Here is a 22,783-nt window from a genome sequence, read left to right on the forward strand (position 1 = left end):
GTATCCTACGGTGCTATCAGCCGATAAATCTTCGGTTGAATCCCGTGGAAAAGTCCTGATGCGCTTCAACTTTCGCTGGGATTGTGCACGAGAAACCGACTGGTCGATTGTCGTCACTTGGCGCGCATCGATCGAAGTGAGGATGACGACATGGCGCTCACTCATCACACGCTCGCCACTGTGGCGGACATCGCGTCGATATGCATAGAAAATGCACCTGTCAGCCAGAGGGCATCCGCGGTCATGGATCGGCTGAACGAGGAGATACCGTTCGAGGCCGCATCGATCGCGAGTTACGACATGGGAAAGCAGCGTCACTTCACCGTTGCAGCATCGGATTACCCGGGAGAAGTGAGTTCGTATCTCAATCAGGGGTTCACCGTCGACGACCCCGCCTTTCTCGCTATGCGATTTCGACGTTCGCGGCCGCTGCGCTGGTGCGATATTCCGAATTATGCTGACAACTTCAGTGCGCGAGAGGTCTTTCAACCTTCCGGTTTCAACGAAGGAGTCACGACTTGTCTGTTCACACGGGACGGTCGATATACAGGCTCACTTCATCTGAGCACAACGTTTCCGGTTCCGTTGAGTGACGCGGCCGTCGACTGTTTGCTCGCTGTTCAGCCCCTCATCGCGACGCTGACCGACGGTTTGCGGGCAAACGATGGGGGCAGTTGGGAACTGTTGGTCGATGGTTCGGAAGAAACTGCATTCTTGACCGACGAAGGATCGGTGTCCGATGTTCAGGGCACGGCGCGTGGAGAACATCTCCACGAGGATGGTGCGCTGTACCAACAAATGCGTATTGCAGTTGCCCTCGGCGGCCCTCGAAGTCTCTATTGGGTTTCGCCCGACGGACATACGATGCGTATGTCGGTTACGCCCGTAGCTGCAGGATCGCTGGTGACGCTTCGTCGCGAGAAGGCGCCCCGGAATCTGACGGCTCGTGAACTCGAGGTACTCACGTATCTCGCCCGCGGGCTCAGTAACGCCGAAATTGGCAGAGAATTACATGCGAGTCATCGCACTGTTGCAACACATGTCGAACGCATACTTGACAAACTCGACTGCCACTCACGAGTGGCGGCCGCGGGAATCGCGACAGCTGAAGGTATTGTCCTGCCGCTGCGGTGACAACGCACCGGTCTCGGCGTCGCTCGACACCGAGACCGCCCGACGATTTTGCTACTGTCCGCCCGTCGGAGTGCCGATGGTCCAACCCCCGTCGACCAGGATATTCTCTCCGACTACATGATCGGAGAGATCGGATGCCAGGAACAAAGTAGCGTTTGCAATATCTTTCGGAGTGGCCCACTGCCCCCTCGGGGTTTGGCCGGTCAATATCTCGCGTGTTGGTTGGTCGTAGGAATCCGTCATCGCAGTCGTCACGAATCCTGGGGCTACAGCGTTGACGTTGATGCCGAAAGGTGCGTAGTCGAGCGCTACCTGTCGTGTGAAGTTGACGATCGCGCCCTTCGAGGCGCAGTAGGCCGCGAAGCCGGGGTTTCCTCGAAACCCGCTGATGGAACTGATGTTCACGATCTTTCCACCTCGATTGATTGCGCGAAGCTGTCGGATCATCTCCCTGGTGCAATAGAACGTGCCGTCAAGATTGATCGACATCTGTCGACGCCACAGGTCGTCGTCGGTTTCGAGGACAGTTCCGGCGACGAGAATGCCGGCGTTATTTACGAGTATGTCTATTCCGTTGTGTCGCTGAGAGGTCTCGGCGAAGACGGTTGTCACTTCTGTGCTGTCCGAGACGTCGAGGTGGACGTGTTCGGACACTCCTCCACGCGATTCGAGCAACTCCGTAGTCGTGGGTCCACCCTCTCGCGGTTGTTCGGAAAGATCGGCGACCACGATTCGCGCACCCGCTGCCGACAGCGTTTCAGCGATAGCCCTGCCGATACCCGAAGAGCCCCCCGTTACGAGTGCAACTTTGCCGGTCAGATCGATCATGATGCTCCTGGTGCTCGAAGGGGTGTATAACTCCGAGCCTAAAAGGCATGTATGACAAAGGGTATCGGTCGGTTGGCCCCCAAACATCATGCTGTTGGCCAGCGGTGTCCGTCATTCGACGGAACGGGTTGGCGAAGTGATCACTGAGGTTCATCCCAGAAGATCGAACTGGCGGCGCAGCGCTTCTATCGCCGCCAGAACGGCGGGCCTCTCGCTGTCGGTCCGCCAGGCGAGGTAGATGTCTCGGCCGAGCGGCGGAATCGTGTCGAGCATTCGAACACCTTCCGGTGGTACAACTCTCGCCAGGCGCGGGATCAAAGCGACGGCGAGGCCCTGAGCTACGAATTCGACCTGGGTGGGAAACTCGGCGACCTCGTACTCGATTCGTGGGTCGAACCCCTGCGCGCGCAGGGTCCTGACGGTGAAGGTGTGAAAGTCCGTTCCCCGGGTCCACGTAGCCCAGGCATGCTCGGACAGCTCGCTGAGCGCGACGACCTTGTTCTCCGCCAGCGGATGTGACGCGGGGAGAGCGAGCAGCGCCACGTCGTCGTACACGGGCGTGAAGGAGACTCCGTCGGGAAGTTCGACGGGCAGAGTGCTCCAACTGTCGACCACCACGACGTCGAGGTCGCGGCGAATCAGTGCGGGGAGCAGTTCTTCGGATTCGCCTTCGTTGAAGGTGATTTCGAGCTGGGGGTGCGCGTGCCTGATCTCGGCGATGGCTCGCGGCAGCACTGTCCTGCTGGGGGAGACCAGGGCCCCGATGCGTACGCGGCCCGTCACCTCGCTCTGCAGCGACGCGATTTCCGCCTCGGCCTGGGCGAGCGTCGAGAGAACCTCTGCGGTTCGGCGCGCGAGGATCCGGCCCGCTTCTGTGAGTCGCACACCGCGGCCCTGCGGTTCGAGGAGCGGAACACCGACCTCTCGCTCGAGCTTGTTCAACTGCTGCGAAATTCCGGAGGGTGTGACATGCAAGGTGCGGGCGGCAGCCGCTACTGATCCGTTCTCGGCGACAGCGTGCAGGGCGCGGAGTCTTTCGAGATTCAACACAGTAGTAATGCTACCGAATATACGGTCTGAACATTTGCTTGTGCTGAATAGTTAGCGGCAGGAACATTGTCGGGTGACCACTCTGACCTCCGTGACTGCGCAGACACCGACATCCACCAGAACTCCTCGGGGGCGTATCGACCCTCGATTGCTGGTCGTCGGAGGCGCAGCCGCGATCTCGATCAGTTCGCTCCTCATCAAGCTGGCTGATGTCGGGCCCTCGACCGCCGTTTTCTTCCGTTGCTTCCTGGCCTTGCCGCCGCTGTTGTGGTTGGCGTGGCGAGAGTACCGCCGGGTGGGCAAACCGAGCCGGCGGGCAGTCGTTCTGCAGGTGCTCGGCGGTCTGTTGCTCGGACTGGATTTTGCGTTGTGGTCGCAGTCGATTCTGATGATCGGCGCGGGTATGGCAAGCGTCGTCGTGAACGTGCAGGTGATTGTGGTGCCCGCACTGTCCTGGTTGGTATTCGGCAATCGGGTTCCGATGCGCTTCGTCTTCGCCCTACCGTTCATGTTCACGGGAATCGCCTTGGCGGGCGGCGTGTTCGGGAGCGGGGGAACCGGCGACGACTTGCTGTGGGGAACGGCGCTCTCGCTCGTCTCCGGAATCGCGTACGGCGGTTACATCTTCGTGGTCGGTCGTACGGGCGAGGCGGATCGGGCCGCGAGCCAGGTGTTGATCTCGACGACGTCCGCGGGCATCGCCGGCTCCGTCATCGGATCGCTGTGGGGCCGGATCGATTTCGTCCCGGGTTGGGAAGCGTTCGGCTGGCTCGCGGCACTGGCGCTGGTCGGCCAGGTGTTCGGCTGGATGCTGATGGGGCACTCGCTCCCTCGGCTTCCCGCCGAGGTGGGCGCGACGCTCCTGCTCATGCAACCGGTCCTCGCCGTGCTGCTGGCGGTTGTGCTGCTCGGCGAACGGCCGGGCGTTGGGCAACTACTCGGGTGCGTCGTCGTTGTCGGAGCGGTCTCGGCCGTCTCCGTACGTCGCACCCGAGCAGTCACCCGAGTAGGTAGCGCAGGCTAGTGCACTCGCATCTCGCCGGGCATCCACATGCCCGAGCGGGTTGCGGTGCCCGTCTCCACCTCTGCCGGAACAGCATTCGGGAAGTACCGGTCGTAGCGCTCGAGTGATCCCCAGTCCCGTGCCCAGTCGTCCTTCAGGTACGTCGGAACCGTCGTAGCACCGGCGAGGACCTCGGTGAATCCGAGCGGTCCACCGTTGTCCGCGGACTGCCAGGTATCGGTGGAGCTGACGGCCAGAGGACGGTCCGGGAGGATGCGGAAGTTCGGCATCTCGGCCACACCGTTCTGATGTGTGAACGGACGTTGGCACGGGAACTGAAGGCCGACAGCCCAGTCCAGGAGGACCGGCTGCTCGCTGCCGATGTACGAGTCCAGGGACTCGAGCTTGGGCACGCGCGGCGGCGTGAACGCCATCCACTGATCGCCCGTGAGGTTGGGATCGAACGCGACCACCCGAACGGCATCGGCATCTGGCGCGAGTTCGTCGATCGGGATACGGACGTTGCGCCACGACGGCGCCGGGCCGATGTCTCGCGGCATGTACGAACCCTGAACCTGCACGGTTCCGTCGGGCTGAGTCTTGCCGTACTCGACCAGAAGCGACTGGCCGTACGTGATCGCACCGGTGTTGTCGACGGACCACACGCGGCCCGCTACGGACATGACCACCAGCGGTGATTCTTCACTGCGAGTGGGCAATCCGTACCAACTCGAGATGAGGGAAGCAGGTTCCTGCACGCCGGGCTGGTAGCTACCCATGACCGGCGTCTTCGACGGATCGAGGCCGAAGGGGAGCTTGGCCGTGCTGCCGTTGACGCCGAGGTTACCGGTGCCGCCGCTGGTTCCGGCGCCGGAACCGGTGGCGAAGGTGGGGCCGACACTCTGGCTGTCGGTATTACCCATGCCCTGCTTGACTTCGATGTAATCCGCAGTCAGATCGCTGGGAACCCCATTGGGGGAGAAGCCCTTCGAATCAACTCCGGACAACGGATCCTCCGCGTTGAATCCGGGAGCGGGCAGAGGCCGCAGATTCCCGGAATTGACGTCGGTCTCGACCAGAACATCCTCGGCCATGCCGCAGGTCTTGCCCGCGAGTGCCTCGATGTTGCTTCGGCCCAGCGAGTACGCCGGGTACTGCGACACCGCCCCCTTGAGTAGTGAGAGCACCTCGAACAGGACCATCAGACCGGCGATCACGGTGAGCGGAGCAGCCGCGAACTTGCGAATTCGTCTGCCCTTGGCCGTGTTCGGCTTCTCGGGCGGGGCTGCAAATCCCTCACGCAGGTACTGCCAGGCGGCAAAGGCCAAGGCGAGAGCAAAGAGCGCGAGGAACAGTGTGTTGGATTCACGGCCGTCGTAGGAGATGGTCTTGTCGAACCACGGAACGCCGTAACTCGAGACGTACCAGTAGCCGTTGATGCCGGCGAACGTCAACGCGAGCATCAGGAGCAGCCCGGCCACGAACACCGATCGGTTGCGACGCGAGCGCAGGGCAGACGCGGACACAGCCACGGCGGTCAGCGCGGCGAGAGAACCGGCGATGCCCGCGTACGCACCGAAGTGGTGAGTCCACTTGGTGGGGTTGAACATCATCAGGAACATCGTGCCGAAGACGACGCCGACCAGGCGCCACGACGGACCGGTTGCCGCGCCGGGGACGCGGCCGCGGCGCAACAACACGAAGAGCGTCGTGAAGAGGCACAGGATCATCGTCAAGAACGCGAAGCGTCGGGCAACCGAGCCGTCGACCGTCTGGACGAAGAGGTAGTAGTAGCGCAGGAAGTCCTGGTACCACTCGAGATTGGGCCCGATGATCGTTCGGACGCGCGTGGCTTCCATGACGCCGGCAAAGGTCTGGTCGGCGAAGATGACCACCAGCACGATGGTTCCGGCAGCGGCGATCGGAGCGAGAAGCGGCAGTGTGCCGACCAGTCGGTGACGCTTGACGACGATGCGCACCAACGGGCGCACACCGGCGAGAAGGGCTGCGATACACATCAATCCGGTGGGTGCGGCGGCAAGAGTGAAGGCGCCGATCAAGATTGCCGTGGCCGCGGGCAGCAGACGTCCGGTGGCGATGGCGCGTTCGATGGAGCACCAGGTGAGCAGTGCGCCGAGAGCCACGATGGGCTCGGGGCGAAGACCGTTGTTGTACGCCAGCCAGAAGGACAGGAATACCAGACCGCCGGTCCAGAGGGCGACGTTGCTCCGGCGGACCGCCCGGCCGAGACGCGGGACGACCTCGCGGCTGATCACCATCCAGCAGAGGATTCCGGCGAGCAGAGCGGGCAGACGCATGAACGGGCTCGCCGTCGAGATCTTCGCCATCACGGCCAGGACTTCGTAGTACCAGCCGAACGGGGCCTCGGGAACGCCGAACCAACGGAAGTAGTTGGCCATGTATCCCGCGTCCGGCGAGACTCGGGCCATGGTCAGGAGATAACCGTCGTCGGCGGTGTTCGCGCCGATGAAGTGCCAGACGACCAGCGTGCCGACCACAACTCCGTCGATACCGGAGAACTTCCACCAGCGTTCGGGCAGGAAGCGTCGGTGCTTGCGGCCGTCGGTGCCGTCGAGGCGAGCCAGGGCGACCAGCGCGACGATGGTCGAGAGGACGGCCACGATCATCGCGACCAGCTTCAGGACGCTGGGGCTCGACGAGAAACGTGAGTCGATCGTCATCGAGAAGCCGAGGCCCTCGGGGGCAGCGCCGTCGGGCAGGTCGCTGAAGACGCCGACCACCTGCGGGCGGAAGTCGCCGTCGAGCTGGCCACGAATCGGGTTGCCGTCGGGATAGGTCAGGCCGACGAACTCTGCCGAGGTCCGGTTGACGTCAGAGCTGAACGCGATGGCGCCGCAGCGACTCGACTCGACGTCCTCGCGCGCTGCCGAAGCGACGACGACGTTGCGATCGAGCACGTCGACGCTGGTAGCGGACACGCGGACGAACATCGACGAGAGCGCGGCACCGTCGCCCTGAGCAGGTGCCGTCGACATCAGGATGCCGCCGCCCTCGGGGAGTGAGCTGACCGCGGTGCAGGGGATCGACGCGTTGACGTCGATGGGAACCTGCGCCATCAGCGGTGCCTCGACGTCGCCGATCACGCCGTTCTGTGGCCAGTTGACCGTCGCCGTCGTCTGCACGACAGGAAGCAGAGGAGTTGCCAGTGCGAGTACGAAGCCGAGCAAGCCGGCGATGATCGCAACCCATCGAGTGCGATGGAAACGCTCGCGGGCATCCTGACCAGCAGGAGGCGGCGAACTCGAAGTCTGGGGTGAAGCTGTCACGGCGTCGGGCACGGCTACCGATGGTATGTCAGGGCTGAGCGTGGACCTACCGTGACCGGGTGGTTGGTAGGTCCACGCGTAACAGTTACGACTGGTAACGAATCGGGCCCGGTGTCCAGGTGCCCGAACGGGTCTCGGTGGTGACGTTCATTTGCGCGGGAACTGCGTCCGGATCGAGCGGTGTGTACTGCTCGAGCGAACCCCAGTCACGATCCCAGTCGTTGTCCAGATAGGTGGGCAATGCCCTGGCCGAGAGCAGTTCGCTGGTCCAACCGAGCGGTCCGCCGCCGTAGTGGTCCTGCCAGGCGTTGGTGGACTCCGCGCCGATGCGGTCGGGCAGAATGCGCCACTCGGGGATCTCGGCGACGCCGTACAGATGATCGACCGGGCGTTGACACGGGAAGGCGAGACCGACGGCCCAGTCCATCAGCACCGGATCGGTGGATCCGACGACGTCCTGCAGCGTGCGCATGGTCGGCACTCGCGGCGGTGTCACCGCCAGCCACTGGTCGGCACTGATGTCGGTGTCACTGGCCACCAGACGCACGGTGTCGGCGTCGGCGGGCAGTTGATCCATCGGAACGCGCAGGTTGCGCCACGACGGCGACGGGCCGATGTCGATCGGATCGACTCGTCCCAGCGCGTCGACGCTTCCGTCGGCCTGCTTCTTGCCGTATTCGACCTGCAAGACCGCGCCGGGGGTGACGATGCCGTCGGAGTTGACGTAGCGGATTCGTCCGGCCGCGGCGACGGTGAGGAGCGGCGCGGCGTCGTTGCGCTCGGGCAGTGAGTACCAACCGGTGGTCAGTGACGCGTTCTGGGGCGCTCCGTAACTACCGAGCACCGGCGTTTTTGCGGGGTCGAGCCCGAACGGGAGCGCGACGTTGCTGCCGTTGACGCCCGAGGTCGACTGCGAGCCGCCAGCGGTTCCGGATCCGGTTCCGGGCGTGCTGGTGGTGCCGGACTGAGAGGTCGTGGTGTCGAGGCTGTTTGCACTGCCCGCCGTCGAGTCCTCGGCGTCTGCGGTGAGGTCGCCGGCGACTCCGTCCGGCGAGAATCCGGTCGATTCGCTTGCACCGAAAGCTCCGGCGCCGGCGAGATCGGTGGGCCTGTCCACCAATTGCAGGACGCCGGTGTTGGGATCGGACTCCACGAGTACCTCGCCCGCGAGACCGCAGCTTCCGCCGAAGACGGATTCGATGTTGGACTTGCCGATCGAGTACGCGGGGTACTGAGCGACCGCTCCCTTGAGTAGGGACAGCACCTCGAAGAGCACGACGGCTCCGGCCGCGATGGTCAACGGTGACGGGGCGAGAAGGCGAAGTCGCCTTGTCTTCTTGACGCTGTCTTCTGTGCCGTTTCGCTCGCGCGGCTCCATGACGTGGTACCAGGCTGCCAGCAGCAGGGCGAGGATCGTGAGGCCGAGGAAACCCGTCGAGAATCCCTTGCCGGCGATTGACGGTGGCTTGTCCCACCACGGGACGCCGTAACTCGAGACATACCACCAGCCGTTGGAGCTGGTGAACGCCACAGCGAGGATGAACAGGATGCCCGCGGCGAACAGCGCGCGGTTTCGTTTGGAACGCATGCTCGACGCACTCACGCCGACAGCGGCGAGCACGGCAACCGTAGCGGCCAGACCGGCGTACACACCGAAGTGGTGAGTCCACTTGGTGGGGGTGAACTGCATCAGGAGCAGCGACGCGAACACGATGCCGAGGATTCGGCGCGAGGGCCCGATCGCGGTGCCGGGGATCCGGCCCTTGCGCAGGATCATCATGACGCAGAAGACGAGTCCGACGATCATGACGAACATGCCGAAGCGGCGGGCCAGTGAGCCGTCAGGGGAGATGGTCATCAGTGCGTCCCACCGCAACCGCTCCTCGAACCACGGAACGTTCGGCCCGACGGCGGTTCGCACCCGGGTCGATTCGAGAACTGTCGCGAGGGTTTGATCTGCGAAGACTGCGACAAGAACCACGGTTCCGGCTGCGAGGATCGGCATGACCTGGGACAGGAAGCCGACGCGTTTGCCGCGGGCGATGAGGATCTGCAGGATCGGCCTGGCTCCGGCGATCAGCGCGCCGATGGCGATCAGCCCGGAAGGCCCGGCGGCCAGCGAGAATGCGGCGATCAGCACGGCCATCGCGGCGGGCAACAGACGTCCGGTGGCGATGGCGCGTTCGATGGAGCACCACGTGAGCAGGGCGCCGAGGGCGATGATGGGCTCGGGACGCAGGCCGTTGTTGTACGGCAACCAGAAGGCCAGGAACACGAGCCCGCCCGTCCAGATGGCAACCTTGTTGCGGCGCACCGCAACACCGAGTCGCGGTATCACCTCGCGGCTGATGACCATCCAGCACAGAATGCCGGCGATCAACGCGGGCAGGCGCATCCACATGCTCGCGGTGCTGACCTTCGCGAACAGCGCCAGCACGTCGTAGTACCAACCGAACGGCGCTTCGGGGACGCCGAACCAACGGAAGTAATTGGCCATGTACCCGGAGTGCTCCGAGACTCTGGCCATGCCGAGCAGATAACCGTCGTCGGAAGTGTTGGCGCCGAACACATGCCAGAGCGCCAGCGTGCCGATCACCAGGGCGTCGATGCCGGTGAACTTCCACCACCGTGCCGGAAGGAACCGCCGGGCACGACGGCCGTCGACGCCGTCGATCCGGTGCAGTGCGTACAGCGAGACGATGGTCGAGAGTGCCGCGACGATCATCGCGAACAGTTTGAGAAGTGTGGGGCTGGACGAGAACCGCGAGTCGACGTCCATGTGGGCGGACAGTCCGGCGGGCGCTGCGCCCTGCAGGTCGGTGAAGATGCCGACAACCTGTGGGCGGTAGTCACCGGTCAGGGTGGTGCCGACGCCGTCGATTCCGGTGACCGCCGCGACGGTCTGCTCGGAGTTGGTCGTGATGGTGATCGCCGTGCACCCACTCAGTTGATCGAGCGGAGCCGAGATCAGCACCGAATCGCGAGTGAGTGCTTCCAGGCGGTCGGCAGTGGTGCGGACGGTGAGGCCGCGGGCGTTTCGGTCCGGCGCACCGTTCGGCATGGTCGAGAGCAGTGTGCCGTCGCTGCCGCCCAACTGGCCGAGGGTGGAACAGGGAATGCTGATGTCGAGCGATGTGGGCGAGTAGGAGATCAGCGGCGACGAGACGCTGTTGACGGTCCCACCCTGCGGCCAGTCGATGCTCGCGGCTTCCTGCTTGACGGGCAGGAACGGCGTCGCGAGTGCAAGAAGCAGGCCAAGAAGGCCGGTGACTATCGCGATGAGTCGTGCCGTCCGGACTCTCTGGGAATCCGATTCTCGGGGAGCTTCGGGGCCAGTGGGCACGGGTTTCGGGGGCACTACTACTTCAGACGGCACAAGGAACGATGTTAGGCGAGTGCGGGCCCACACATCCTGAGAGAACTACTCAGGATGCAACTTCCTGTTCGGATTGTGGTGTTTCAAGTGTTCGGGCGATGGTGTCGAGTGAAATACCCAACACTTCCGCGACCGCGCTGATGGTGAAGAAGGCGGGTGTCGCGATGCGTCCGGTTTCGATCTTGCGCAGCGTTTCGACGGAGATACCGGCGTCGAGCGCTACCTGAACCATGCTTCGGTCCCCCCGCGCCGATCGCAGGAGTTCACCCAGTCGTAGTCCTCGTTCGAGTTCTTCCGCCGTCAGCGGCACGCGCACCATGTGCTTATAGTAATACCGGTATAGTTATTCGACAAGGAAGGTGTTCGAGATGGTCGAAATCAAGACCGCAGGGGAAATCGACGCGATGGCGGCGGCGGGGAGAATCACCGCGCAGGCTCTGGCTGCGGCGCGTGAGGCGGCGAGCGTCGGAGTGACGTTGCTCGAATTGGACGCCGTTGCCGCGGAGGTCATTTCGGCTGCCGGCGCCTCGGCGCTGTTCTTGAATTACCGGCCGGCGACGGCGCCGATACCCTTTCCCGGTGTCGCCTGCATCAGCGTGAACGATGCTGTGGTGCACGGTATCCCGAATGGGTACCGACTCCGTGACGGTGACCTGATCAGTATCGACTGCGGTGCGAGACTCGACGGCTGGTGCGGCGACTCCGCCATCAGCTTCACCGTCGGACAGGGAAGTAGTGAGGATCAGGCACTGATCGACGCGACCGATGAGGCACTAGCCCGTGGCATTGCCGCCGCCCAACCCGGAAACCGATTGGGCGACATCGGTGCCGCGATCGGACAGTACGCGCGCGGCCGCGGGTACGGCATGCTCGCCGATCACGGTGGGCACGGCATCGGCCGCGAGATGCACGAAGGCCCGGACGTGCCCAACGAAGGCCGAGCAGGCAAAGGCTTCCGGTTACGGCCCGGCCTGGTCATCGCCATCGAACCGATGCTCATCGCCGACGGAACCGACGACTACCGGCACGACGCCGACGGGTGGACCCTTCGCACCGTTTCGGGCGCCCGGGCTGCGCACAGTGAGCACACGGTCGCGATCACCGAAGACGGTCCGGTGATCATGACCCGCTGATCAACCCGTTTAGCTCTGGTTGGATGTCTTGCCGCTCACGAGGTCTCGTACGTCCCACACCCACACGTCGTCGACGCGCTTGGCGTCGAAGCCGACCAGTTCGTCGACCGTGTGGCGCAGGGCGTCGTCGCCGGAGAATCGGGGAAGCACCAGTACATCGGCGTGCCAGTACCGCAGGTCGGTCAGTGCGTTGGCTCTGGTGCCCACGTCGATCAACGGGACCTTGCCGGTTTGTTTGGCATTGACCAGCAGGGTCGAGGTGGGCCGTGACTCGGCGCCGTAGATCCCGGCGCGGGTCTTCGAATCCGGGCCGACGAAGTACCCGCCGGCGATGGGGAAGCCGAAGTCGGCGTCGACCTGCCAGCTCAGTGCGCGGGCGTCTTCGGCGCTCGCGACAGGGACCGTAACCAGGGTGCCGTCGCTGACGTAGTTCTCCCACGAGCCGCTGGTGATGAATTCGGGCGTCGCAGATCGCTGATCGGCGTCGATGGGGGTCGGGATGAGGGGAATCATCGCGACGGCGAGCGCCACCAGCCAGACACCGGCTGCCGTGCGGCGCGGTCCACGAAGTTCGACAAAAGCGCGGTAGGTGCCGAGGGTGAGCAGCAGCCCGATCGCCGGAATCGCGCCCATCGCGAATCGGGATTCGAGCACCGATTCGAACAACGGCAGGTCGGCGAGGAGTTTCCACGGCAGAGTGATGCCGGTCTTGTCACCGTCGATGGTCAGTTCGGAACCGAGTGAGAGCACACCCATGACCACGATCACGGCGGCAGCCGCGCGGGTCAGGCGGATGCGCCACAGCCACACCGTTGCACCGAGAAGCAGGAGCACCAGCGGCCATCCGAAGTACGCGTTCTCCTCGGTCGGGTTCATTCGGAACTCCGCGCCCTCGGGGTCGCCCGCAACCGATTCGGTCGGGAACGTGGTGAGTGCAGCGGTGTCGTTGCCTGCCTGACCGTGTGAGACGCCGTCGTAGCTCGCTGGGCCGAAGAACTGCGACCACAGCGGCACCGCGGTGATCAGGAGTGTGACCGCGCCGCCGATCACGAGGCCGGGCATCGCGCGCTTGATCGCCTGGCGCGACTTGGCCAGGCCGGGCAGTGCATAGGCGGCGCCGAACACCATGGCTGACATCGTGAAGATGAGGAGCGGTTCTTCGCCGAGGAAGATCTGCCAGGCGACGAGTAGGCCGAGGACGACACCGTCGCGAACCGGACGCTTGCCGTTCGAAATGCGCACTACCTGCAAGAATATGAACGGAAGTACGAAGAACGCGACGAAGTTCGGGTGGCCGTTGGCATGCGAGATCATGGCGGGCGCAAATCCGCAGAACCCCGCTCCGACGGCGGCGGCGACCTTGGAGCGGACGGAGACTCCGGTCAGTACGTGCCGCGAGAATGCCCAGTACCAAGCGATGGCGGTGCCGCCGAGGCCGGCGGTCAGCCCGATCGCATACGTGGCGGTCGGTCCGAAGATCAGCGTGATCGGGGCCAACGGGATACTGATGCCGAACATCGCGGTATTGGCCATCAGGTTCACGCCGAGCGGGTAATTCTGCAGGTCACTGAACAGTGGGCTGCGGAACTGGGCGAGGGCGTGAGCGGTATCGGCGAAGAACCATTCCCACATGGCCTGGTCGCGGCCCGCGTTGAACAGATAGCCGGACTGCAGATCGCTCCACAGGTTGGACATCACGTAGATCGCCGCGACGGTGAACGTCGCCATGATCGCGAGGTCGACCAGACGACCGCGCTGGACGACCGAGCGCCGCACTGCTGAACGGACTCGCCCTGGACGTGCTTCTTCGAGCAGTTGGACGTCGGGCAAGGTCTCGGTCATGCAGTCGGTGCCTTTCGGTTCTGGCGCCCATCCCTGAAGTGGCGATCTCAGAAGTTCGGGGTGGCCTACTTAGGTCTCGATTCGATAACTTCCACTGTCAGAGTAACGAACAAAACGGTTCGCGTCCGCGAGCGGGCGCAGTCAGCGGGACAAACCGGTCCGCCCGACTTGTCCGGAAAGTAATGTTTTCGTGCACCGTTTGACGGGTTCGTGACCGGGGTATCGCAACAAGGATCTTGCTCGCGTTTGTTCAGGCAGCCCCGACGAATCCCATCCTCGACGAAGAGTTGGAACCTACGTCCGGGGCCTATACCGGATGGGATGGTGCTTGTGCATGTCGAAGACAGCAGTTCGTAGTAGCGCAGTAGGAGCAGTGGCCTTGTTGGCCGTTGTCCTGGGGGGTGGGACGGCGTCGGCAGGCGTTGACAACACCAGTTCGATCACCGACGTCAAAGGGAATCGGATAGAAGTCTTCCAGGCTGATACCGCTATCCATGTCTTTCCGCCTCTCGACAGCTCACCGCTGAGTGTCGAGTTCTTCCACGACGGGGTTGCCGGCGTGAAGATCGACGGGCCGGACGCGGCAAGCTTCACCGGAACGAAGCTGACGATCGGTTATCAGATCGGTTACCCGATCGCGTTAACCGGCGCGACGGTCGTTCTCAACAGTCCTGGTCTCGACTGGGCTGTCGAGAGTGGAACCAACCTCGGGATCGGCCTGGTTCCGGACTTCGAACTGGGACTGGACATATCGAACGGGTTCGTCATCGGTGGTGACATCATTCCTTCGCAGGAACTTGACGTCGATCTGGCGCCGGGCGGTATCACCGACGTCGCACTGCTCGAAGATCAGGAGTTCGACGGTCCCGAAGCCGCTGTCCGTCTGTCCGGAGTTCACGGTTATGTACAGGGAGCAATCGGTCCGGTGACCATCAGGCCGTACGCGAAGGCTGTCACGTCGAATGGCGATACCGTCGTCACTTACGGTGTACCGCAGAGGCTTTAGCGAAAGCGGATGCTCCCGCCGTCACGCTGCAACAGCGTGATGGTGGGAGTTTTCCGCGTTCCGTGTGGTCGAATCGGCGCCACGAATCGGCGAAGCGTCTGCCCAGTGGGCACTACGGGAAACACTGACGAGTTTCGCGACCAACCGTGCCGCGATCCACACGAGGTACACGGCGGTGATCAGAAGCAGAAGTGCCCAGTCGTGCGCGAAGAATCCGACTATCCCGCCGATCGTGAACGCGAGGGCGACGAAGACGACCCGTCCGCCCACGTCGGTCTCGACCAGATACTCGGGTTCGATCGGATCGTCGGGTTCACTCGATTCATCGACGTCCTCGGATGACTCGGCCCTGGACTTCTCGTGGTGTTCGGTGGGGATCTCGAGTAGCTCGCCCCATTCGAGCACCGCAACAGTGTGCGCGGTGTCGGTCGGGATCGCGCGGTAGTCGCGGGACTCGGACACGTCGATGAGAGCCCTTGCCAGAGTGAGTACTTCGATGCGATTGCGAATCGCGACGCTCAACACTTCATGGAAAGCCTGTTCGCGCCCGAACGGTTTGCCGCGCGCAATGACCAGAACATGCTCTGCGGAATCGAGAACTGCACGATGCGGTACAAGCTCGCGGCTTTGCGCAACGAGTTCGCTCACTGTCATCACCTACCCCGCCGGTGGTTGATGCGGCCGTTTGCTCGACTGCGCTTGGAGGGGCTGAGTACCCCGGCAGTTTCGGAAACAAACTCGCCGGACAGCGTGTCAGATTTGCGCAGCCGGGGCCGAGAGTGCTCCGAGGCAACTTTCGATCAGGTCGGCAACAATCACGTGAGCACGTTCGCGGCTGTCGACGCGGCCTTCCCACGTGGCAAAAGTGACGACGGTGAGCACGGTCAGAGTTCCCGCCCGAAGTTCGGCGATCTCTGCCGGTAACGAGGACGCAGCGACTATCCGCCGCTGAACTTCGCGGAAACTCTCGGCCTGCATGTGGTCACGGATGGTCGACGACATCGCCGGGTCGAAGATCGACTGCACCAGGAACCGTGCGTACAACGTGCCCTCACGGTAGATGGTCTGTTCCGCCAACGGCAGGACGAGAGCCTCGACGAGGGCACGCATCGTCGGTGGATTCGCGTCGAGATCGATCGTGTCGAGCAACTCACGACGACGCTCACCGGCAGGTCGCATTCTGGACTCGACGACGGCCGCCAGCAAACCTTCACGTGACCCGAAGTGATACTGCGCAGCCGATTTGTTGGCCTGCCCGGCTTCGGTCTGAACATCACGAAGAGTCAGAGCGGCCAGACCTCGCTCGGCAACCAGACGCTCGGCTGCATCGATCATCGCCGCTCGGGCATCGGTTCGGGGCACGGTATGAAGTTAGGGGTGCGTCGGGGTCGCGTCAACGACCCCGACGGTAAGCCTTTTGTGACGTATCTCCTGGTTAGATTGCGTCAGAGCGGGTAACGACCACAAACGGCCCCTGCTCGGTCACGGTGAAACGAGGATCGTCGAACAGTTCCTTGGGGAACGTGACCGTGTAGCGGCGGACGTTCGGGTCGTTGGGGTAGACGTCCTCTGCCAACCGCAGCGTGTACCCGTCGGCGCCCTGGCGGAAGACGAAGGCGTCGGGGCTGCGCCACGGCGCCGAGTCCAGCGCAGCTATCAGTTCGTCAGGCGTCTTCAGTTCCGACCACTGCTCGATCAGCGCAGCGCGCGCACGGAAATCGGCGAGCGGGTTCGCGTAGTGCGACGTCAGTCCTTGAAAGCCGAAGTACGGGTAGAAGCTCAGGAAGCCGATGTCGGCAGTGAGGACCACCGTGTCATGGGGTTCGCGTCCCAACTGCTCGCGAATGATCCGGTCGATGTCGGCGTAATTGGCTTCGGCACCCGGGGGCCGCTTGTCGCCGCGCTCGCCGTTACCGTCGGTATCGCTGTATGCCACAGCGATATCCGGCGCCAGCACCTGCGGGATGTTCTGCGCGAAAGCGATGGCTCCGATGACACCGAGTGCAACCAGTACCGCTTTGACGCGAGGATTTTCGCTGGTGGCCAGCACGATCCAACCGGCGAACTCGAAGAAACCGAACACACCGGCGGCGGCAAGGAGTCCGATCAGGACCGGCTCCAGTCGGAAGCCGAGGAGCGTACTGCCGGCGACGGTGAACGTCATGGACAGCAGTGCCCACAGGTACACGGCAATGACACCGATACCGAGTGCTCGGGCGCGGCGGGAGAACAGGAACCGCGAAATCAGCCAGATCGTGCCGAGTAGGCACAGTCCACCGGCAAGGGTGAAGCTCAGCATCGGGAAGGGCAGTACCGCACCGGAATCGGGGAGGTAGTGCATTGCGGTGCCGGACTCTGCGGTGGCACCGGAGAGTGCCTTCAGCAGGTAGGGCGTCCAGACGGTCAGAGCCACCAGGCCGGAGATCACCGCGATCACGGCGAGCCTGACGAGGGGGCCCAGTGCGGCTTTCCACGTGTTCTGGGCGCGTGCGGCAAGTACTGCGGCCACCACTGCCATCAGAGTCACTGCGAACGCGGCGAATCCGAGATAGAGCGTGTAGACCGTTGCGGCGAAACCGAGGAACAGGCCGGTTCCGAGTATTGCGCCGGCTCCGGCAAATCGAGATGCCCCCGGCCGGTCCAATGCGCCCCACGCGAGGATCAGCACCGGCGGGATCAGGAGGTTGATGACGGCGCCGTACGCCTCGGGGGAGTTGTACGCCAACACGACGGCAGTGACGGCCAATGCCGCGACGACGGCCCAATCGCGTCGAATCAGCTTGGTCCACAACACGAGTGCAACGACGGCGACGACAGCCAACGAGCCGATCGCATAAGGCTTGAAGGCTTCCCAGCCGTCCATTCCCAGCAGGTTCGCGACGCGTCCACCGATCCAGAACCAGCCGGCCGGGTAGAACGGCGGCAGATCCACGTACGTCATGTCCTGCAGCGCAGCAGAATCCGTCAGCCGGGTCAGGTACTCGGTCCGGAACTGCTGATCGACCGAGACGCCGTGCAGATACAGACTCGTCGCGGCCAAGGGAAGTCCGAGCGTCGTGGTGACGAAGCCGGAGAGCCCGGCCCACGAGAGGAGTTTTGCGACCCGCTCGGCCTTGCGGGCGCGGAACATCAGAACCGCAACACCGACCACTGCGATGCAGAGCACCTGCAGCACCGTCGTGACTGCCTGCGTGACATTGGAAGAGGTGAACGCCGGCCACTGCACTCGGCCGAAAGCAAAGAGCCCGACAGCGGCTACAACAGCGGCGACCAGCGCTCCGAGGGCCATTTCCACCACCGTCGCCGCGGCATTACGCCACGGCGACGGGGTCGAAAGGTCTGTACTCGGAGCAGTTGTTGTTTCTGGCACGGGAGGAGCTTAAACCGGCAACTTCCGGAAGATCGGGCGCGGCACGTGGCGAAGACCCATCATGACGAAGCGCCACGGGCCGGGAGTCCAGACGATTTCCTTGCCCTTGTCCGAGGCGGCAACAGCGAGCTTCGCGACGATGTCCTTGTTGACCGTCAGCGGAGCTTCCTTGACGTGGGCACTGAACTGCGTGCGCACCATGCCGGGGCGAACGACGGTGACCTGCGGTCCGAATTCCGCGAGAGCCTCGCCGAGTCCGAGGTAGAAACCGTCGAGGCCCGCCTTGGTGGATCCGTAGACGAAGTTGGCACGCTTGACGCGCTCGCCGGCAACCGACGACATCGCGATGATCTTGCCGAAGCCCTGAGCCTTCATCTTCTCGCCGAGAAGAACACCGACCGAGACGGAAGCGGTGTAGTTGACGTTTGCCACCAGAACGGCCTTGCGCTGGTTCTGCCACAGCTCTTCGGAGTCACCGTCCAGTGCGAAGGCGACGATGGCGACGTCGACGTCACCGTTCGAGAACGCCTGGTCGATCACCTTCGGGTGCGATTCGAAATCAACGGCGTCGAAGTCGATGAGTTCCACCGAGGTGGCGCCCTTGGCTTCGAGCTGCTTGACCGCAGCTTCGCGTCCGGGATCGCCGGGGAGTGCCGCCAGAACGACGCGGAGCGGCGCCTTCTTCAGGTACTCCTCACAGATGGCGAGGCCGATCTCGGAGGTTCCACCGAGAAGCAAAACGGTTTGCGGGTTACCTACAGCGTTGATCACAGTTCCAGCCTTCTGGACATATCGGAGGCGAAAACGCCTGTGGGGTCGTACTTGCGGCGCGTCGCGATCCACTCGTCGATACGCGGGTACATGGCGTGGAAGGTTTCCGCGGACGTCCGCGAGTCCTTGGCCGTGTACAGGCGTCCGCCGAATTCGAGGACACGCTTGTCGAGTTCGGTGACGAACTCGTTCAGGCCCGGCTTGATGCGGAAGTCGACGCAGATGTTCCAGCCCGGGATCGGGAAGCTCAGCGGCGCCTGATTGCCTTCGCCGAAGAGCTTGAACACGTTGAGGAACGAGTAGTGCCCGCTGCGCTGGATGTCGACGATGATCTTCTTGAACTCGTCGACGGCCTCCGGCGGAACCACGAACTGGTACTGCAGGAATCCGTTGGATCCGTACGCCCGGTTCCACTCACCGAACATGTCGAGCGGGTGGTAGAACTGCGTCAGATTCTGAACCTTGCCGCGGTACTTGCCGGACTTGCGGAACCAGACCTCACCGATCGCGGTGAAGTTGAACTTGTTGGCCAGCCCGTTGGGGAAGACGTCGGGGAACGTCAGCAACTGCGGCGCATCGAAGGCGAGCGGGTTCTTCTGCAGCTTGGCCGGAAGCTGGTCGAGCTTCGCCAACGACCCGCGCGAGACTGCCGCACGGCCGAGCTTCGGGGGCGCGGAAATCGCGTCGAACCAGGCGCTCGAGTACTCGTAGTTGGCCTCGCTGCCGTCGCTGTGCAGCGCGATGGTCTCGTCGAGGCTGTTGGTGACGTCGCCGTCGGCGATGAAGTACGCCGTCTCGGTCGGTGTCATCTTGATGGTTGCCCGCAAGATGATGCCCGTCAGGCCCATGCCGCCGATCGTGGCCCAGAACAGTGCGGCCTTCGGGTCGTTGCGCCCGCCCTTGGGGGTGAGCGTGCGAACCTTGCCGTCGGCCGTCAGTAGATCCAACGACACGACGTGGTTGCCGAAGCTGCCCGCGCTGTGGTGGTTCTTGCCGTGGATGTCCGATCCGATGGCGCCGCCGATCGTGACCTGGCGAGTACCCGGCAGGACCGGAACCCACAGGCCGAACGGCAGAGCAGCCTTCATCAGCTGATCCAGATTCACGCCGGCGTCGACGTCCACCAGGGCGGTGTCGCGATCGATGCGGTGAATGCGGCTGAGTGCATTCATGTCGATGACCAGCCCGCCGGCGTTCTGCGCCGGGTCGCCGTACGAGCGGCCGAGGCCGCGCGCGATGACGCCGCGTCGCAGATGCGAGGGCTTGGAATCGTTCTGTTCCGCAACCTGGGCGACCGCGTTCGCGATCACTTCCACGTCGGGGGTGGACAGCACCTGTGCGGTGGTGGCGGCGGTGCGTCCCCAACCGGTGAGGGTGCGGGCTTGGGTGTGGAGAGCCGGCTTCGGCGTCTCTTCTGCTGTCGTGGACATCAAGGTAGAGGTTACCTGGGAGTAGTGCCGACGGCTCCGACTCGAGTGGTTACTCTCGTCGTCGTGCCCGAAACACCTGCAAGTCACCAGCACGAACCCCACGTCCCGCTGCCCGTCGAGATTCCTGTCACGACGGACATCGCCGACGACGCTCTGGACCTGAAAACGCAGATCGTCCGGTTCGTCGCGACGGGTGGGCTGTCGGCGGTCGTGGACTACGGGCTGTATGTGCTGCTCCTCGCGTTGGGGTTGCCGCGCGTCGCCGCAAAATCGCTGAGCTTCGTCGCGGGCACCACGACGGCGTACCTCATCAATCGTCGGTGGACGTTCAAGGCCGAGCCTTCTCGCGCCCGCTTCATCGCTGTCGTCGCGTTGTATGCGATCACTTTTGCGGTCCAGGTCGGACTCAACGAAGTGATGGTCCATGTCTTCGACGAACATTGGTGGCGGACACCGCTGGCCTTCGTCATCGCACAGGGCACCGCGACGGTCATCAACTTCATCGTTCAGCGGGCAGTGATCTTCAAGATCAAGTAACGGTTCGGGGTGGATTAGCGCATTCGTCCGGTTTCGTGGGAGAGAATCGAGCCCATGATCATCGTTCTCGATTCTTCGGCCCTGACCAGGGGCGCACGGTTCGACGCCGCCATCGCCGACGCTCGCGCACTCGGACACCGCGTCGTCGTGCCGCGATTGGTCGTTCTCGAAGTTGCGAGTCGCTATCGCGAGGAATCGGCGGAGATGATCGCGGCCCTGAGCGTCCAGGCGCGCATGTACGACCGACTGGGATTGCGGCGCGACCTCACCAGATTCGTCGACGCAGCTCACGACAAGGCCGACGGCTATGTCGACGACGTGATCGAAGACCTCGTGGCGATCGGCGTCGAAGTGGTCGATCCAGTCGACGTGTCGCATCTCGAGGTGGCCGAGAGGGCGATCTCGCTGCGTCGGCCCTATACCGACAAGAAGAAGCGAGACGGCTACCCGGCGACGCTGAACTGGCTGACCGTGCTCGATCTCGCCGACCGCAACCCGGAGGTCGACGTCATCTGGGTCAGTTCCGACGCACGGGCATACGGCGAAGGCGAAGACGGGGTCTGGCACGCGGATCTCGCGCGTGAACTGGCATCGCGCGGCCTCGAGTATCGGGTCCGCTGGGCGTCGGACATCCCGGTGATCGACGGACCGGTGCAGGTGGAGCAGGTGGCTGAGGTCGCTGAGGTCGCGCCCGAGGCGCCGGTTGCTCAGGGCTTCGTGGAGCCGGAAGCGGTCGTTCCAGCAGAGATTCCCGAACCCGAGGTTCCGGCGGCGCCCGTCGTTCCGGAGGCACCGGCATCAGCTCCCGCACCCAAGCCCGTACAGCGTGCAGCGCGGACGAGAGTTGCGCCGCAGCGCATCGAGCCCGCCCCGAAAGCTCAGTCCGGTGGACTGCGTGGTCTGGGCAAGGTCATCGGCGGGCGGAAACGAAAGGTCACGATCGTCGACGATCTCGACGAAGTCGACCTCTTCGGTGCCTGATCGCTTCTAATCTGGACAGATGTCTCTGTTGCCGACAGTCAGTCGTAGGACCGGAACTCGATACGGCAGGCCGAGTATCGAATCGCAGGTCCTCTACAACGCGTGTCGATGGATGCTTCGGCCCGTAGTTGGGATCGCGCCGCTGACGCCTGGCGCCATGCGCCGCGCCGCAGTTCTGGACTCGGCCGCGGGTGTACGCATTCCGTCCGGGATCGATCGGGAAGCGATTCGTTTTCCAGGATTCGACGGTGAACTCGTCCGGACGGCAGGCTCGACGGCTGATCTGCGCGAGGGTGTAGTTCTCTACCTGCACGGCGGCGGGTTCATGTGCTGCGGGCTCAACACGCATCGGCCGGTCGTTGCCGGCATCGCCAAGCGAACCGGCCTTCCGGTCCTGCACATCGCATATCGGCAGTTGCCGAGCACGAGCATCAGCGGGTCCGTCGACGACTGCCTGGATGCGTACCGGTGGCTCCTCGAACAGGGAGCCTTGCCGGAAAAGGTTGTCTTCGTTGGTGATTCGGCCGGAGGTTTCCTGGTCTTCGCGACGGCGCTTGCAGCAGTTTCCGCGGGGCTCGAGGTTCCGGCCGGCCTGGTCGGGCTCTCACCGCTCCTCGATCTCGATTGCACCACCAAATCGGTCCATGCCAACGCTCGACGCGACGTGATCGCCCCGGTGTCGGCATTGATGGCGATCGGAAAGCTTGGCGGACAGACGAACTCGCCCGTCGACGGCGATCTTGCAGCTTTGCCGCCGTCGTTGCTGATTGCCGCCGAATCCGAGGTGCTCAGAGTCGATTCGGAGGTGATGGCGCAACGGCTCGCCGCCGCGGGGGTGCCGTGCTCGCTGCAGATCTGGAACGGCCAGGTTCACGCGTTTCCCGCCGTGTGGCCTGGCTTGCCGGAGAGCCGGGCTGCGTTACGCGACGTCGCCAGGTTCATTCGCACCAGGCTCGATGCGGTCCCACCCCAGGCTGCGGGCGAAAGTTGTTCGGGAAGTTGAACTTCCGGTTC

The 22,783-nt window shown here is 63.7% G+C and carries 18 protein-coding genes; 7 read left to right on the forward strand and 11 right to left on the reverse strand.

Annotation, left to right across the window (positions count from 1 at the left end; genetic code table 11):
* Positions 1-150: 150 nt before the first annotated feature.
* On the forward strand, positions 151-1,134 hold the full coding sequence (locus FEZ59_RS30245; RefSeq protein WP_134998588.1) for a response regulator transcription factor: 984 nt from the start codon (positions 151-153) through the stop codon (positions 1,132-1,134).
* A 51-nt stretch (positions 1,135-1,185) separates the two neighbouring features.
* Here the strand turns inward: FEZ59_RS30245 and FEZ59_RS06860 are convergent, their stop codons facing one another.
* Both FEZ59_RS06860 and FEZ59_RS06865 read right to left on the reverse strand, forming a co-directional pair.
* Entirely contained in the window at positions 1,186-1,962 is a 777-nt protein-coding gene (locus FEZ59_RS06860; protein ID WP_134998587.1) for a 3-oxoacyl-ACP reductase family protein, read from the reverse strand.
* 150 nt (positions 1,963-2,112) lie between these two features.
* Positions 2,113-3,012: a LysR family transcriptional regulator gene (locus FEZ59_RS06865; RefSeq protein ID WP_141487962.1), complete on the reverse strand. Its 900-nt coding sequence runs from the start codon at positions 3,010-3,012 to the stop codon at positions 2,113-2,115.
* A gap of 73 nt (positions 3,013-3,085) precedes the next feature.
* On the opposite strand from FEZ59_RS06865, the gene FEZ59_RS06870 reads away from it, so the two are divergent.
* On the forward strand, positions 3,086-4,036 hold the full coding sequence (locus FEZ59_RS06870) for a DMT family transporter (RefSeq protein ID WP_172932457.1): 951 nt from the start codon (positions 3,086-3,088) through the stop codon (positions 4,034-4,036).
* On the opposite strand, the gene FEZ59_RS06875 is transcribed toward FEZ59_RS06870, so the two are convergent.
* From FEZ59_RS06875 to FEZ59_RS06885, 3 genes are all read right to left on the reverse strand, one after another.
* Positions 4,033-7,335 carry an arabinosyltransferase domain-containing protein gene (locus FEZ59_RS06875; protein ID WP_020968115.1) on the reverse strand — a complete coding sequence of 1,101 codons (3,303 nt, stop codon included), beginning with the start codon at positions 7,333-7,335 and terminating at the stop codon, positions 4,033-4,035. The genes FEZ59_RS06870 and FEZ59_RS06875 overlap by 4 nt on opposite strands.
* A 73-nt stretch (positions 7,336-7,408) precedes the next feature.
* Positions 7,409-10,666 carry an arabinosyltransferase domain-containing protein gene (locus tag FEZ59_RS06880; RefSeq protein ID WP_172932541.1) on the reverse strand — a complete coding sequence of 1,086 codons (3,258 nt, stop codon included), beginning with the start codon at positions 10,664-10,666 and terminating at the stop codon, positions 7,409-7,411.
* 82 nt (positions 10,667-10,748) lie between these two features.
* Complete coding sequence (locus tag FEZ59_RS06885) at positions 10,749-11,018, reverse strand: helix-turn-helix transcriptional regulator (protein WP_003943854.1); 270 nt, start codon at positions 11,016-11,018, stop codon at positions 10,749-10,751.
* Positions 11,019-11,067: 49 nt separating this feature from the next.
* On the opposite strand from FEZ59_RS06885, the gene map reads away from it, so the two are divergent.
* On the forward strand, positions 11,068-11,832 hold the full coding sequence (map, locus tag FEZ59_RS06890; RefSeq protein WP_070796571.1) for a type I methionyl aminopeptidase: 765 nt from the start codon (positions 11,068-11,070) through the stop codon (positions 11,830-11,832).
* Positions 11,833-11,841: 9 nt separating this feature from the next.
* Here map and FEZ59_RS06895 read toward each other — a convergent pair whose 3' ends face one another.
* Positions 11,842-13,674, reverse strand: a complete 1,833-nt coding sequence (locus FEZ59_RS06895; protein WP_042921226.1) for a hypothetical protein — start codon at positions 13,672-13,674, stop codon at positions 11,842-11,844.
* 316 nt (positions 13,675-13,990) lie between these two features.
* On the opposite strand from FEZ59_RS06895, the gene FEZ59_RS06900 reads away from it, so the two are divergent.
* The gene (locus FEZ59_RS06900) at positions 13,991-14,680 is read left to right on the forward strand and encodes an MspA family porin (RefSeq protein ID WP_037126068.1); all 690 of its coding nucleotides are present in this window, start codon (positions 13,991-13,993) and stop codon (positions 14,678-14,680) included.
* 21 nt (positions 14,681-14,701) lie between these two features.
* Here the strand turns inward: FEZ59_RS06900 and FEZ59_RS06905 are convergent, their stop codons facing one another.
* The 5 genes from FEZ59_RS06905 to FEZ59_RS06925 form a co-directional block, all read right to left on the reverse strand.
* Positions 14,702-15,334 (reverse strand): hypothetical protein, encoded by a 633-nt coding sequence (locus FEZ59_RS06905; RefSeq protein ID WP_202022615.1) that lies wholly within the window; start codon positions 15,332-15,334, stop codon positions 14,702-14,704.
* 99 nt (positions 15,335-15,433) lie between these two features.
* Positions 15,434-16,042 (reverse strand): TetR/AcrR family transcriptional regulator, encoded by a 609-nt coding sequence (locus FEZ59_RS06910; protein WP_003943927.1) that lies wholly within the window; start codon positions 16,040-16,042, stop codon positions 15,434-15,436.
* A gap of 73 nt (positions 16,043-16,115) precedes the next feature.
* Positions 16,116-17,969, reverse strand: a complete 1,854-nt coding sequence (locus FEZ59_RS06915; protein WP_202022679.1) for a galactan 5-O-arabinofuranosyltransferase — start codon at positions 17,967-17,969, stop codon at positions 16,116-16,118.
* 90 nt (positions 17,970-18,059) lie between these two features.
* Positions 18,060-18,821, reverse strand: coding sequence for a decaprenylphospho-beta-D-erythro-pentofuranosid-2-ulose 2-reductase (locus FEZ59_RS06920; RefSeq protein ID WP_007731800.1), 762 nt, complete (start codon positions 18,819-18,821; stop codon positions 18,060-18,062).
* Positions 18,818-20,251 carry an FAD-binding oxidoreductase gene (locus tag FEZ59_RS06925; protein WP_047888758.1) on the reverse strand — a complete coding sequence of 478 codons (1,434 nt, stop codon included), beginning with the start codon at positions 20,249-20,251 and terminating at the stop codon, positions 18,818-18,820. The genes FEZ59_RS06920 and FEZ59_RS06925 overlap by 4 nt, the downstream gene beginning before the upstream one ends.
* Positions 20,252-20,314: 63 nt before the next feature.
* On the opposite strand from FEZ59_RS06925, the gene FEZ59_RS06930 reads away from it, so the two are divergent.
* Genes FEZ59_RS06930 through FEZ59_RS06940 form a run of 3 tightly spaced genes read left to right on the forward strand, consistent with a single transcriptional unit; the run spans position 20,315 to position 22,772 of the window.
* Positions 20,315-20,788, forward strand: coding sequence for a GtrA family protein (locus tag FEZ59_RS06930; RefSeq protein WP_134998585.1), 474 nt, complete (start codon positions 20,315-20,317; stop codon positions 20,786-20,788).
* 54 nt (positions 20,789-20,842) lie between these two features.
* The gene (locus FEZ59_RS06935) at positions 20,843-21,769 is read left to right on the forward strand and encodes a PIN domain-containing protein (RefSeq protein WP_047888759.1); all 927 of its coding nucleotides are present in this window, start codon (positions 20,843-20,845) and stop codon (positions 21,767-21,769) included.
* A 19-nt stretch (positions 21,770-21,788) separates the two neighbouring features.
* Positions 21,789-22,772 (forward strand): alpha/beta hydrolase, encoded by a 984-nt coding sequence (locus FEZ59_RS06940; RefSeq protein ID WP_070385940.1) that lies wholly within the window; start codon positions 21,789-21,791, stop codon positions 22,770-22,772.
* Positions 22,773-22,783: the final 11 nt, after the last annotated feature.

It is taken from the genome of Rhodococcus sp. MS13, assembly GCF_013277835.1.
Classification (GTDB): Bacteria; Actinomycetota; Actinomycetes; order Mycobacteriales; family Mycobacteriaceae; genus Rhodococcus_F; species Rhodococcus_F erythropolis.

Coding starts and splice junctions, on each gene's coding strand:
- FEZ59_RS06925 (WP_047888758.1), bottom strand. CDS start 20,251: ATGTCCACGACAGCAGAAGAGACGCCGAAGCCGGCTCTCCACACCCAA.
- FEZ59_RS06895 (WP_042921226.1), bottom strand. CDS start 13,674: ATGACCGAGACCTTGCCCGACGTCCAACTGCTCGAAGAAGCACGTCCA.
- FEZ59_RS06900 (WP_037126068.1), top strand. CDS start 13,991: ATGGGATGGTGCTTGTGCATGTCGAAGACAGCAGTTCGTAGTAGCGCA.
- FEZ59_RS06885 (WP_003943854.1), bottom strand. CDS start 11,018: ATGGTGCGCGTGCCGCTGACGGCGGAAGAACTCGAACGAGGACTACGA.
- FEZ59_RS06905 (WP_202022615.1), bottom strand. CDS start 15,334: ATGACAGTGAGCGAACTCGTTGCGCAAAGCCGCGAGCTTGTACCGCAT.
- FEZ59_RS06860 (WP_134998587.1), bottom strand. CDS start 1,962: ATGATCGATCTGACCGGCAAAGTTGCACTCGTAACGGGGGGCTCTTCG.
- FEZ59_RS06940 (WP_070385940.1), top strand. CDS start 21,789: ATGTCTCTGTTGCCGACAGTCAGTCGTAGGACCGGAACTCGATACGGC.
- FEZ59_RS30245 (WP_134998588.1), top strand. CDS start 151: ATGGCGCTCACTCATCACACGCTCGCCACTGTGGCGGACATCGCGTCG.
- FEZ59_RS06935 (WP_047888759.1), top strand. CDS start 20,843: ATGATCATCGTTCTCGATTCTTCGGCCCTGACCAGGGGCGCACGGTTC.
- map (WP_070796571.1), top strand. CDS start 11,068: ATGGTCGAAATCAAGACCGCAGGGGAAATCGACGCGATGGCGGCGGCG.
- FEZ59_RS06915 (WP_202022679.1), bottom strand. CDS start 17,969: ATGGCCCTCGGAGCGCTGGTCGCCGCTGTTGTAGCCGCTGTCGGGCTC.